The sequence below is a fragment of the Rickettsia peacockii str. Rustic genome, from assembly GCF_000021525.1.
Taxonomy (GTDB): Bacteria; Pseudomonadota; Alphaproteobacteria; order Rickettsiales; family Rickettsiaceae; genus Rickettsia; species Rickettsia rickettsii.
On sequence record NC_012730.1, the window covers coordinates 904,893 to 917,883 of the forward strand.

Here is a 12,991-nt window from a genome sequence, read left to right on the forward strand (position 1 = left end):
TATAGGGTACTAAAGGAATGGTCGATATAGTTCAAATAGACGGGGGTGATGTTACAATTCAAGGTACCGTGAAAACAGGCTCGATTTCATTTACTACTGCTCAGTCTGCAACTTTAAGCCTTAATAATACAAGTATAATAAATGAATCAATTACGACCACAGGTAATAAAATCCATACTCTTGCAATATCAAATGATTTAACAACTGGAGCTAGCGGTAGTGGTTCGGTAGGTTCACAGACTCAAATCACCTTAAAACCGTTCAGTTCAACGGTGTAGACAGTAAAATCACAATCGATAGCGAAGATTTTTACTCGAGTATAACAACCAAGACTAATAATCAAGATACGGCAATATTTAACGCTAATAATGGTTTGACCGATGATTTAGGCGGTGAGAATTTAAACCTTAAACTAGTTCAGTAGTAATAAAGGCACGGTAAAAGGGGATACCTATGCTAAAGATATTACTATTGATGCCGGTAAATCAGCGGTATTTACCGGTTATAACAGTAGAAGTTTAGACATTCCGTCAGCCACGGTCGGCGGTGTTAAAGTGCCAAGAGCAACAACAAAATTTCATTACAAAACAAAAATCGTTTCAGAGAACTTCAAAGGGAGCAGCAGCAACTCTTCAGCGGAATACACTAATGCTGCACTTGTACAAGCACCGATTAATGGCGGTAGTCATAAATGCGATGATGATGTATGGTTACAAAAAGCGGTAACAGGCACTAATACTATTACTTTTGCACCGAAGAAAACCGCTTTTATTATTGCATCGGATTTAGGAGCAAATACTATAAGTTGCCGATCAAGCAACAATGATGTTTACCTGTGATAATACTAGCGTAAATGTCGGGGGCAATATCTCAGGAAGTAATATAACTTTCGATCTTGGTAATAATAAAGTTACTTATACAGGCTCTGCTACTCCTACCGGTGAGCTTATTATAAATGTCTTCTATGATACTATAAATGCAGGGCAAACAGGCAACGCTAATAGCGGTAATATAGTACTCGCAAGCGGTAGTACCTTTGATTTATCAAATGTTTCTTCAATTAAAGTATTTTTAACTGCACAAAATAATCCGTTTGCTATTGGGCAAGGTAGTGCTTATCCTATCATCACCACGGCAGGAGGTAATATCATAGTTGGTAATGCTGTAAGCTTACCGTTTAATGTAACCGCTAATGAAGGTGGTTTTGTCAGATGGCAAATTACAGGTAATTCCTTTGTACTTTTAACGATAGAACCAACAGGAGATGTAACAATAGATAATATCATCAAAATTTTAATAAATACTCCTGTTGGTAATGTTATAGTAAATACCCTTGTAGGGCAAAGATGAGAAGTCGTTGAACATCTATTACCTATAATTACAAAGACCTTCAAATGAAATACATAGAATAACTACTCCGCTTATTACCCCAATGGGGTCCTTCCGTCGGTTCGAGTGTTGGAGGTTTTAACCCTCTACAGCCGCCACCAACTAGCGGTAGTGTAGTTAACAATATATATGTTCCGCCTACCACTCCGGGCGGCTACGACGTAACACCTAGCAATCCGGCAGGATATAATACTCCGACTACTCCGGTTACAGGCACAGGCGGATTTGGTCCTAACGGACCCGGTACAGGAGGAACTACAGGAAATAATATTGGTACAGGCGGCGGTAGCCCATCAGTTGGTACCGGTGGTTTTGGTCCTAACGGTCCTGCTAATGTCGGAGGCAATCCTTACGGTCCAAATGCTTCGGTCGTAACGACTCCAACCTCAAACGTAGGCGCTAACCAGTTATCAACTGGAGGAGGCGGTAGCTTTGGAGGTACTACGGGTTATAACAGTCCGTCAACAGGTGGCTCAAGCTACAATAGTTCAGTTTTCGGTTCGGATGTATACAGTCCATCAATGGCTTCTAGTGGTTAGAGTGGTGCCGGTGGCTCAAGTTATAATAGTCCTGCTGCAACCGGTATTGCTCCTGCTAATAGCGGTAACTCTTCAGCACAAGGGAGCAGTTCTAGTTTGGGAGGTACAACTAAAGGCGGTGTAACCAACAGCGTAAGTAGTCCATACGGTAATAGCTGTAATCCTAAAGCAACAGGTGTTTCTCCCGCTAATAATAGTAACGGCATGGGAAGTAGTTCCGGTAGCGATATGTCTGGCTATAGGTAGTAGCCGAGATAATTCTGCAGGTACAAGTAGCGGTGGAAGCTCAGGTAGCGGAATAAGTCGTGCTAAAGCGAATGACGGCTTTAATGTTGCACAAGATAATACTAGTATCGCTAATCAAAAAGTAAGGGAGAGAATTAAGGCTCTTGAAGATGAAAATAACAATGCTACGAATCCTACAGCAGAAGATGCTACATCACGTACGAGAGGTGTAGCTGTCGGAGGCGGTGATTGTGAACTTGATGAAAGTAAAGCTAATAATTCCATTTACGGGGTATGGGCTAGCCTATATTACGGTAAGGCAGTACAAAAAGCCTTTAACGGACTTTATAAAGCTAAATCTACCGGTGGCTCAATCGGGATTGATACCGTTATAAACGATAATATAATTCTGGGTGCTGCTTATTAGAGTCGATACGAAGTTACGTAAAATGCTAAAGCCGGCAATACTACTAAGGTCGGAACTAATATGGGCTCTATAATATGGTTTATATAGCTTTATAAATAACCTATTTATAGAAGGCGTAACCACCTATGCACGAAGTGATATTAAAACTAATGAACTACGTAATATTATAGGCGGTTATGAAACAGCACACGGTAAATATAATTCAACTTTTTATAGCGGTCAAGTAGTTGGGGGTTATAATTATCTATGGAAAGAAACTTCATTTGCACCGATGGCAGGAATCAGGCTTACTAAGATTAAAGATTCCGGTTATCAGGAATACTGTACTTCTTTCCAAAACCTAACTATTCAGAAACGTCAATATAACAAGGTTGAAGGTATACTCGGCGGTGAAATTAAGACAACCTACTATAAGGATGAATGCATAATTAGACCGCAAATTCATACCTTTATTAATTACGATTTCAAAGGTAAAACACCGGCAATCGTTGCAGATCTTAACGGTCTTAATGAGCCTCTACCGGTACTGGCACCTAAACCTACTAAAATGCTATATGATTTAGGGGCAGGTGCAGTAATTAAGAAGGGTAGAATGGAGTACGGAGTGCATTACAGTCTGAACTTAGCTAAAAAATACCATGCCCAGTCCGGTACGCTAAGATTTAAAGTAAACTTCTAAAAACCCGCATCAATTAAGAATAAGGATTTTAAAATCCTTATTCTTAATTACACACCGAATAGCGGATTACTATATAATCAGCTGTTTGCATAAAATTAAATAATAAGTTGAATTTATACAAGGATTATCATATTAATATTTGTAATTATTTTTCGGGAACTGCGATAGTTTTTATGGTAATTGCATGTAGTTTTTTATTTAATATTTCAGACAGGGCGTTTTTTACTAATTTATGTTGATTAATTAAAGAAAGTCCATTAAATTGAACATCTGATATTTCTAAGGCATAATGGTCTTGATCTCCTACTAAATCAGTAATTTTCATTGTACTGTTCGGAAATGATTCTTTAAGTATTTTTTCTAACTCTTCTACAGATATTGCCATTATTTTATCAATATTAATTTAAGTATTAATTAAAGTTTTTTTGCTTAAAGTAAAGCTTTATATGAATTTTTATTATAGAATTTTAAACATTCATTGATAAAATCGACTCTTATGCATATAATAATTAATATTATTATGTCATTCTATTAATTATTATGAAAAAAGAAACTGAAGAATTAAAATTATTTATCTTAGAATGTTTAAGTGAGAAAAAAGCAGAAGATATTGAGGTAATTGATTTAACAGGAAAACATAAATTAGCCGATTATATTATATTTGCTAGCGGTCGTTCGACTAAAAATGTTGGAGCAATTGCTGAATATGTAGCTTTAGAATTAAAAAATAATGCTGGTATAAATAGTAATATTGAGGGGCTTGGTAAATCAGAATGGGTACTAATAGATGCAGGTACTATTTTAATTAATATTTTTTATCCTGAAGTACGGGAGCATTTTAAGTTAGAAGAAATTTGGAAAAGATGAACGATCATATTCTTATTAACGTTATAATTTTACTCGGTACTGCGGTTTTTATCGTGGCTATACTTAAGCGTCTTAGATTAAGTCCGGTACTTGGTTACTTAATTGCCGGAGCTGCAATAGGTGATCACGGTTTAAAAATCGTAACATATGACCAAACTAAGTTACTAGGTGAACTTGGTGTAGTATTTCTATTATTTGCGATAGGACTTGAGTTATCCTTCGAGCGATTAAAAGCTATGAGACGATATGTATTTGGTCTCGGTAGTTTGCAAGTTTTAACAACCGCTATAGTAATTGCCGGTGCAATGGTGCTTATAGACGGCAATAGTAGTGCGGCTATTATTACCGGCGGTGGTCTGGCCCTTTCATCTACAGCACTTGTTATGCAGGTTATTGAGGAAAATCGTAGTCAATCAACGCAAATAGGAAGAGTTTCTTTAGCTATTCTGTTACTACAAGATTTGGCCGTAGTGCCATTGCTTGTGATAGTTCCGTTACTTGCCGGTAACAATAAAGCCTCGCTTGCAGCGGCTCTTGGTATTGCACTCTTAAAAGCCGTAACGGCCTTACTTACAATATTTATTGTCGGTCGTGTTTTTCTTCGTCCTGTATTTTCATTCATTTCATCAGAAAGTAATAATGCAAGCGAGTTACCTATTTCGATGACTTTGTTAATAGTACTTTCTGCTGCTTGGGCTACCGAAACATTTGGTTTATCTTTAGCTCTAGGAGCATTTGTTGCCGGAGTATTAGTTGCAGAAACTGAATTTAGATTGCAGGCAGAGGAAAGTATTTATCCTTTCAAAAGTTTATTTTTAGGATTGTTTTTCATGACCGTGGGTATGAATATCGATGCCCTAGAAATGTATGAAAAAATATCTCATATTCTTACTTTATCTATTGCTTTAATAGGTATAAAAACCTTAATCATAACGGCTTTTTGTATTTTATTCGGTTTTAATAAAGGAGTTGCTTTTTATTCAGGCTTATTATTATCGCAAGGTGGAGAGTTTGGTTTTATATTATTCAGTTTAGGTAAAGATAGTGGAGTATTAGAAGAAAGTACTGCCGATATATTATTACTCGTAGTTACTTTTACTATGGCACTTACTCCATTACTCGCAGCTTTAGGGCAAAAGATTGCTGAGAAAGTTGATAAAGGACTTGGTAAAACTCCGACTCAAATGATTGAGCTTGGGGCAAGAGATTTAACAAACCATATTATTATTGCCGGACTCGGTAATACCGGTAAAATGGTAGCAAGAGTTTTGGAAGCGGAAGGTATAAGTTACGTAATACTTGATTTAGATGATGATAGAGTAAAAGAAGAGCTATCAAACGGTTTGCCGGTTTTTAAAGGTGATGTATCGCAAGCCGATACTCTAAAGGCATTAGGTACGGAAAGAGCATTCGCTATAATACTTACTATGAATAATCAAGTAACTATCAAGAAATCGCTTAAAACAATTAGTGGTAATTATCAGGATATACCGGTTGTCGTTAAGTTAAAAAATTTAAAAAATGCTAGAGAGTTTTATGATTTAGGTGCCACAACTATTATTCCAGAAAGTTATGAGACTGGATTACAAATAGGTGGAACAGTCCTAAAAAATATAGGTATTAGTGAGCAGGAAATTAATAGAATAAAAGTACAATTTAGGCTTGGTAATTATATAATAGCAAAAAAAGAGGATGCTTTATCTGAAGCGGAAGATAATGATTAAAATTCTTATTACTTTAATTATTGTAATATTATCAACAACAATTAATGCCGATAATAAAAAATTGCCTATTCCGAGATTTGTTTCAATAAAATCTAATGAAGTAAATGCAAGGAGCGGACCAACTACTAAATCTGCCGTAGAATGGGTTTTTGTTAAAAAAGGCGAACCGGTAGAAATAACTGCAGAGTACAAGCAATGGCGACAAGTACGTGACATTAACGGCGAAGGCGGTTGGATACATTCAAGCGTTTTATCAGGTAAAAGATCAGTAGTTATTACTTCTGATAAGGAAATAGAACTTACCAAATCCGCAGACCATAAAAGCCGAGTTATAGCAAAATTAATGCCAAAAGTTCGTTGTAGTTTAAAAAAATGTAAAGAACAATTCTGCCAAATTACATGTAAGGATTACACAGGTTGGATTTCCAAGAAAGTAATTTGGGGAGTGTATGATGATAATGATAGGTATTAATAGGCTTCTTGCATAACCTCCTTCTAAAGGTAAATTTGTACTTCAATCCGGTACTCGCATCCTCACGTACTTTTATGTACGCTGCAGTGCTGTTGTAGAAGACAAGATTTGATCTTACAGACACTATAAATTTTGCACCTGATTGTCAGTTAAATTTTGACTGTCAGAGACGTATTCAAGATACAAGATTTCATTATTCTTTTCAACAGCTAATTTTCTACTATCCTTAAAAGTTTGCATAGGAGTTTTTCCATAACAATATTTTCCTGAATGTGGTCGCTCATTATTGAAATGCTCTAACCAAATATCAAGATCTAATTGTAAATCATCAAGATCTGTATAAATCTTTTTCCGCATAGCTGTATCAAAGAATTCTTGTTTCATGGTTTTATTAAAACGCTCACACATACCATTTGTTTGGGGAGAATATGCCTTAGTTGTAGTATGCTCTATACCTTCGATACTTAGAAACAACTCAAAAGCATGATGCTCTATATTCCCCTTATATTCTGACCCACGATCTGTAAGAATACGAAGTATTGGTATCCCTTGGGTCTCGTACCATGGTAACACGCGGTCATTAAGCATATCAGCAGCAGTTAAAGCTGTTTTATCAGTATATAGTTTAGCATCAGCTACCCTAGTATAGCTATCAATAAATACCTGAGAATAAACCTTACCTATACCTTTGAAATTACCTACATAATACGTATCCTGACATCCTAGATAACCTGGATGCTGCGTCTCAGTTTCTCCATGAGCTTCTCTTTCATTACGACGCTCCTCTAGCACTTGTAATTGAGATTCAGTAAGAACAATACCATCCTGAGCCATCTTTGCTTCTAATGCTTTAAGTCTTTTACTGATATTGTTTAAATCATTACGTAACCAAATTGATCGCACTCCTCCAGGCGATACAAGTATACCGCTCTTCTTAAGCTCATTTGATACTCTTAGCTGACCATATGCTGGATATTCTATTGCCATATCCATTACTGCTTTCTCTATCGCTGGATCAACTCTATTCGCTATTATTGGCTTTCTTCGACTAATTTCATATAATGTCTCTTCGCCACCAGTTTCATACAGTGCTTTAAATCTGTAATAACTATCTCTACTATAGCCCATCGCTTTACATGCTGATGATATGCTACCAAGACTCTTAGCTAGTTCTAGTAACCCTATTTTTGGCTTTATTATTTTTTGATTTAAGTTCATTTTTCATCTCCATTTAATAATTAATTTATTTTACTAAACGTAAGATATAATCTCAACTATTACAATTTGTATTGTCATGATAATATCTTGCAAATTTAGATATTTTAGGAGTATATTCCCTAAATATCTATTTATCTAGTTGATTTAAGAGGTTATCTGTAAATAAATTGTAATTAGCAAGTAAAGAGCTTTTTTAGCAAAAATTGATAAGATTTTTGATAGGGTGTTATTCATATTTCAAAAAAATCTTATAATTTGCAGCAAAAAAGAATTAAATTATCGATTAAGATTTATTTACAGATAGCTTCCAACATCATTTTAGCGGCTTTTATGCCTGCTTCTGTTGAAGTTTTTATATTGGTAGTTTCGGTATGGAAAGTTATTTTACTGCCATCAAGGTTACCGAGCATAAAATTGGTTTGTATATTATACATCTTCCCAAACTCTACTTCTAGGGGTAATTTGTACGTCAATCCGGTACTCGCATCTGTGCGATTGCTTTTGTACGCTGCGGTGGCAAGTGCTTCTGTGTTTCCTTCAAATACCTCCCTATAAGCGAGTTTGGAAAGATGTCTAGGATTTGCATCTAGATATTGTGAATAAGCAGCAATCGGGGTGCGGCAATTAGCATCTAGATACTCTAAAAATGCTCTTTCGGGTTTTATGAGTTCAAAAGTGGGAAGATGATTAATTTGGTTGCATATCTCAAGCATAGCATTATCATCTTTTCTAATCTCAACTGCAATGACTCCCTGCCCTATACACGGTAACATCTGTGAATACTCTATCAAATGGCAATACTCCGGATTAAACACCTCTAACCTTTTAAGACCTGTATATGCTAAAATTGTTGCGTCAACTTCGCCGGTCATTAGCTTTTTGATTCTTGAATCAACATTCCCTCTAAAAACCGTTACCTTTAAATCCGGTCTTATTTTTTGGATAAATGCTTTTCTTCGTACTGCCGAGCTACCTATTACGGCATTTTGCGGCAGCTCTTCTATAGATTTATATTTTAGACAAACAAAAACATCTCTGGGGTCTTCACGCTCTAAAACAGCAGCTATTACTAGCGGTTCAGGTATTCTACCCGGTACATCTTTTAAAGAATGAACAGCTAAGTCAATTTTTTTATCAAGCAAGGCTTGCTCTATTTCCTTTAAAAATAAAGCTTTACCGCCTATATCGTATAATGGTTTATTTTGGATTAAATCCCCGCTAGTAATAATCGGCACTATTTCACAATTGATATCAGGAAAAAATTGTTTGATTTGCTGAATAACTAAATTAGTGTGTATTAAAGCAAGTGGACTTTTTCTTGTACCTATTCTGATAGAATTTGTCATTTGTTTTCTACTATTTCAAAAGGGCTAGTAAAACTTAAAACATTACTGTTTATAATTACTTCATGATTCATAATAACTGGATGATTTACTTCTCCATGCCCTATTCCTGCTGCTTTATAAGTTCCAATATTTTGAATATGATTTAAACAAAAACTTTTTATAGCTTGTTCTACAAACTCATCCCCTTTAGTAAAATCACCAAAGATTATTGCCTTTATGCATTCAAATATACCGGTATTTTTTAATTGAACTAGATTACGATGTACGGCATAGGCTTTTTCATTAACGTCTTCAAGCAATAGAATTTTATTGTCATCCCCGTGGAAACGGGGATCCAGTATTATTTTTTCTGGATTCCCGCTTCCACGGGAATGACATAAAGAAGCATAGGAATGAGAATGAATTTGCAAACCAGTACTAATCAATTTAGTTAAAACCGTTAAATTCCCGCCTGTTATTGTACCTGTTATATTTTCCTCACTAATTTTCTTTATAGGTATAAGTTGTATTTCACTCTTTTCTCCTTTAAGAACATTTATTATAGGCATAATATCCTGATTAGTAGGCGGTAGTAACGAAGTTAACACTGAACCGTGAATAGTTGGGATATTATAATGGTTATTTAGTAATAAATGCAAAACGGTAATATCGCTATAGCCTATCAGGACTTTATCCCCTTTTTGTTCTATATTAAAACAATCTTCTACAAATTCACTGCATCCATATCCGCCACGAAAAGCCCAAATTATTTTAACCTGTTCATTTTCCATAGCTTCTTTAAACATTCTTAACCTTTCCTCTTTAGAAGCAGCGAAAAAAGGCAATGCATCACCTGAAAAAATCTTATCATCTACTAAAGTTTTAAAACCATGCAACGCTAGTATTTTAATAGCTTCCTTTAATTTATCTTGTGCATCTAGACAGCTTGACGCCGGTGCTATAATTGATATAAAATCTCGTTGTTTATTAAAAATAATTTTTTTCATAATAATGTCATACCGTGGCCCTGCCACGGTATCCGGTAAAAATGTTAAAAAATGCGTGTTATAAGTTGTTTTTTGGATACCGTGGCGGGGCACGTTATGACAGCAAACAGTACTGTATTCCTGTGATCAACGGAATGACATTTTCAATTACAAAGGCATCGTAAAAATAAAAGTAGTCTTTCCCTGTTTATCGTTTTCTGCCCAAATTTTTCTGGCGTGCAGTTCTATTACTTTCTTACATAATGCAAGTCCTACTCCTCTACCTCCTGCCGTACGTGTTTTAGAGCTTACGACAAATACACCGAATATACTCTGCAATTCCTCTTTCAGTACTCCTATTCCATCGTCTTTTATACTATAAAACAAGATATTATTTTCTCGCATGTGTAGATCAATTTTTATTATTCCCTCACTACAATAGCTGATAGCATTTATTATTAGATTATCGAATGTGTGTTTAATATAATGAGGATCACAGTTAAAATTGAAAAGAATATAATTATTATATTCTTTTCAATATCAGATACAAAATTTAAGATTTTGCCGTTTAGATATAATTTCTTACATATTTTAATCCTTTCATGTAGCAATTCGCTTAAGTTTATATCTTTTTTATTGAGTGCATCATTAAGACTGGATGAGTATTTTTTAGGTTAACTAATTTTTCTTGCTCCTGCCTTGGTTTTAAGCATACTATTAAAAGGCTACTAAATAAGGTTAGGAATATACTACTTTGAATTGAAAACTATCTATGCTAATTAATAACTTCTCATCCATAAAATATTTATAAAGCTCTATACTAGCAAACGTAACGGTCATAAGTAGTAAAGTAGCTTGTCACCTGAATATCGTTGCAATTATAAGTAAGTTAATTATCACACACATTAATTGCAGTTGATCAAAACTACTTGATATAACAAGTAAACTACCGAAAAATATTAATATAACGAAAGTAGCCACAAACCAAGATAAAGATATAATATAATTCTTTTGAAACTTTAAAGACCATAAAGGATAAGTAATTAATATTGCAGCAGTTATAAGTGTGGTATGGTAAATAATATTATATATCTCCAAATGGTTCATTATTCTGCTACCTGATGTGATATATAAAGATGAGAACATCGATATTAAAATAAATATACCGACATAACTATAAGTAATTTCTTGATTTGGTAGGGTACTTTCCCAATATTTAAAGATGTTAAAATTCTTAAGATCACGAAATAAAGTCAAACCTTTTCTTTCTCTCTCTTGCCTGATTATTTTAACGGTTAGCGGCTCTTTTAAAGAACTAAACCCTCCGGGTTGCTTTAAAATATAATGGCTTCCAAGGAAAAAGAGTAAATTTACAATAGTTGCGGGTAGTATCGGATAAATACCTAGAACTGCTCTTAAAGAAAATATTTGCCACAATATAATAGTTAATATTGCAGTAATCATACCGATAAAAAAAACTTTTGGCACTTGATTTAAAACCGTATATTAACAAAATTAACGGCAAAGTGATTAGCGGTAAATAGATGCTAGTCAATAATAAAAATAGATTTATTAAATCTTTAGTGTAGAGCGATATAATAAAACCTATTAATCCTATAGTAATTGCGGTTATATAATTATAATTTAATGAAGCTTTTTTAATTATGTCATTAGTAAAAGTTACCACTGCAACGTTAATATAAGAGTTTGTACTTGTGATTATCATTGCCATAATAACGCCGACTATTAACCCCTTAAATCCTATATAACTTTTAATGATCCGTAAAAACAATTCATTGGTGTTAACTACCGGATCTTGAGACAATAATAATATTGCAATCCAAATGAATAAAACGGATAAAAAAAGACAAATAACTGCCGAAATAAAAAATGTTCGTGATATTTGCCTTGTGTCTTTTGCCATCAATATTCTTTGAAAAATTGAAGGACCAAGTGACGGAATCACAAAATATATAAAAATATTTAAAGAAATCCAAAATTTAGGACTAGTATAGTGAAACAATCCTTGTAAATCAGTAAGACGAGTTTGTACATTTGAGTCTATAACTATATGCGGATCGCTAAAAACATTCCATACGACAATTCCTATTACTGGAATAATTGCACTATAAGTAAAAAACTGTACGGCTTCGGTAAAAGTAACCGATTTTACACCGCCAAAAGCAGAATAGCTTATTATTACAGTGGCAATACATAAATCTATGTACAAATTTGAAATGTTAAAGAATAGCTGTAATATTAAACTTGCTACGTGGAATTGCATGGCAATCCTACCTATAGACATTAATATACTAACTATCTACGTAAGAATACGAACTTTGTTACCATACGCCTCCCCTATTATTTCTGCTGCCGATAAGCTACCCAAAAAATTCTCAAAACGAGGAGCTATAAAGTCACTAATTAATAACCAACTAACAACGCTACCGAATATACTAGGTAATAAGTACAATAATCCGTCCGTATATATTCTTGAATTATCGATTAAAAAAGTACTAGTACCGATCCAAGTAGCAATAAGAGTTGCGACTATTGTACCTGTAGAAAAATTCCTTGTTCCTATCGCATATTCGCAAATATTTTTTATATTTGTGATATTTAGAAGTCCAACTAGCAAATTAATCGCTAAAAAGCTAGTAAAAATAAGGAGATCTATATTTGGCATAGAGTTAAGTTATAGGGATTTTCTATGCAAAGAATAATAAAGATAAAAAAAGAAACAAACAATATTTTTGTGGAGTTAAAAAAGTATGTCATTCCTACGAATACACATGGGTGTCATAAGACTCGATGTCATTCCCGCGTAGGCGGGAATCCAGTACTTCAAAACTTTTTAAAAGATTTTTTTTAAAGCTCGCTTTATGCTGAAATTCCTGCTTCTGCGGGCATGACATAAACGAGCCATGCAATAAGGCCGCTTTTAGCTAGGAATGACATACAAGACTCATTTTTATTCATAAAGATTAAACTTCTACTGCCCTGACCTAATGATGCTATAGTATAATCGTTATTATACCAAGTTGTGTACTCATCAAGTGCATTATGACAATCATTGTCATCAACTATAGCTGTTTTTTTCTCTTCTCATACATCTGCTGCCGTTTTTATTACCTACCATC

14 protein-coding genes and 1 pseudogene are annotated in these 12,991 nt (G+C 34.4%); 9 read left to right on the forward strand and 6 right to left on the reverse strand.

Going from position 1 to position 12,991, the window contains the following annotated elements:
* The first annotated feature begins 17 nt into the window (after nt 1-17).
* The 3 genes from RPR_RS09175 (at nt 18) to RPR_RS05340 (ending at nt 1,350) form a co-directional block, all read left to right on the forward strand.
* Nucleotides 18-278, forward strand: a complete 261-nt coding sequence (locus RPR_RS09175; protein WP_228368817.1) for a hypothetical protein — start codon at nt 18-20, stop codon at nt 276-278.
* A 276-nt stretch (nt 279-554) separates the two neighbouring features.
* Nucleotides 555-839 carry a hypothetical protein gene (locus tag RPR_RS05335; protein WP_085065714.1) on the forward strand — a complete coding sequence of 95 codons (285 nt, stop codon included), beginning with the start codon at nt 555-557 and terminating at the stop codon, nt 837-839.
* Complete coding sequence (locus RPR_RS05340) at nt 826-1,350, forward strand: hypothetical protein (protein WP_187145813.1); 525 nt, start codon at nt 826-828, stop codon at nt 1,348-1,350. Before RPR_RS05335 ends, RPR_RS05340 begins: the two co-directional genes overlap by 14 nt.
* A 193-nt stretch (nt 1,351-1,543) precedes the next feature.
* On the opposite strand, the gene RPR_RS05345 is transcribed toward RPR_RS05340, so the two are convergent.
* Nucleotides 1,544-1,735 carry a hypothetical protein gene (locus RPR_RS05345; RefSeq protein ID WP_085065715.1) on the reverse strand — a complete coding sequence of 64 codons (192 nt, stop codon included), beginning with the start codon at nt 1,733-1,735 and terminating at the stop codon, nt 1,544-1,546.
* 289 nt (nt 1,736-2,024) lie between these two features.
* On the opposite strand from RPR_RS05345, the gene RPR_RS09180 reads away from it, so the two are divergent.
* The 3 genes from RPR_RS09180 (at nt 2,025) to RPR_RS05355 (ending at nt 3,259) form a co-directional block, all read left to right on the forward strand.
* Complete coding sequence (locus RPR_RS09180; RefSeq protein ID WP_228368818.1) at nt 2,025-2,174, forward strand: hypothetical protein; 150 nt, start codon at nt 2,025-2,027, stop codon at nt 2,172-2,174.
* Nucleotides 2,104-2,580 carry an autotransporter outer membrane beta-barrel domain-containing protein gene (locus tag RPR_RS08235; RefSeq protein ID WP_146603341.1) on the forward strand — a complete coding sequence of 159 codons (477 nt, stop codon included), beginning with the start codon at nt 2,104-2,106 and terminating at the stop codon, nt 2,578-2,580. Before RPR_RS09180 ends, RPR_RS08235 begins: the two co-directional genes overlap by 71 nt.
* A 106-nt stretch (nt 2,581-2,686) precedes the next feature.
* Complete coding sequence (locus tag RPR_RS05355) at nt 2,687-3,259, forward strand: autotransporter domain-containing protein (protein WP_410526307.1); 573 nt, start codon at nt 2,687-2,689, stop codon at nt 3,257-3,259.
* A gap of 145 nt (nt 3,260-3,404) precedes the next feature.
* Here the strand turns inward: RPR_RS05355 and RPR_RS05360 are convergent, their stop codons facing one another.
* Entirely contained in the window at nt 3,405-3,644 is a 240-nt protein-coding gene (locus tag RPR_RS05360) for a BolA/IbaG family iron-sulfur metabolism protein (RefSeq protein ID WP_012151363.1), read from the reverse strand.
* Between the two features lie 155 nt (nt 3,645-3,799).
* On the opposite strand from RPR_RS05360, the gene rsfS reads away from it, so the two are divergent.
* Genes rsfS through RPR_RS05375 form a run of 3 tightly spaced genes read left to right on the forward strand, consistent with a single transcriptional unit; the run spans nt 3,800 to nt 6,322 of the window.
* Complete coding sequence (gene rsfS, locus RPR_RS05365) at nt 3,800-4,126, forward strand: ribosome silencing factor (protein ID WP_004997291.1); 327 nt, start codon at nt 3,800-3,802, stop codon at nt 4,124-4,126.
* The gene (locus RPR_RS05370) at nt 4,123-5,850 is read left to right on the forward strand and encodes a monovalent cation:proton antiporter-2 (CPA2) family protein (RefSeq protein WP_012736865.1); all 1,728 of its coding nucleotides are present in this window, start codon (nt 4,123-4,125) and stop codon (nt 5,848-5,850) included. The genes rsfS and RPR_RS05370 overlap by 4 nt, the downstream gene beginning before the upstream one ends.
* Nucleotides 5,843-6,322, forward strand: coding sequence for an SH3 domain-containing protein (locus RPR_RS05375; RefSeq protein WP_004997294.1), 480 nt, complete (start codon nt 5,843-5,845; stop codon nt 6,320-6,322). Before RPR_RS05370 ends, RPR_RS05375 begins: the two co-directional genes overlap by 8 nt.
* A 123-nt stretch (nt 6,323-6,445) precedes the next feature.
* Here the strand turns inward: RPR_RS05375 and RPR_RS05380 are convergent, their stop codons facing one another.
* The 4 genes and pseudogenes from RPR_RS05380 to RPR_RS09765 form a co-directional block, all read right to left on the reverse strand.
* On the reverse strand, nt 6,446-7,540 hold the full coding sequence (locus RPR_RS05380) for an IS481-like element ISRpe1 family transposase (protein ID WP_012736866.1): 1,095 nt from the start codon (nt 7,538-7,540) through the stop codon (nt 6,446-6,448).
* Between the two features lie 290 nt (nt 7,541-7,830).
* Entirely contained in the window at nt 7,831-8,886 is a 1,056-nt protein-coding gene (gene hemC / locus RPR_RS05385; RefSeq protein ID WP_012736867.1) for a hydroxymethylbilane synthase, read from the reverse strand.
* Nucleotides 8,883-9,872 carry an LD-carboxypeptidase gene (locus RPR_RS05390; protein WP_012736868.1) on the reverse strand — a complete coding sequence of 330 codons (990 nt, stop codon included), beginning with the start codon at nt 9,870-9,872 and terminating at the stop codon, nt 8,883-8,885. The genes hemC and RPR_RS05390 overlap by 4 nt, the downstream gene beginning before the upstream one ends.
* Nucleotides 9,873-10,019: 147 nt before the next feature.
* Nucleotides 10,020-12,537: pseudogene (locus tag RPR_RS09765) on the reverse strand (sodium:solute symporter family transporter).
* Nucleotides 12,538-12,991 lie beyond the last annotated feature (454 nt).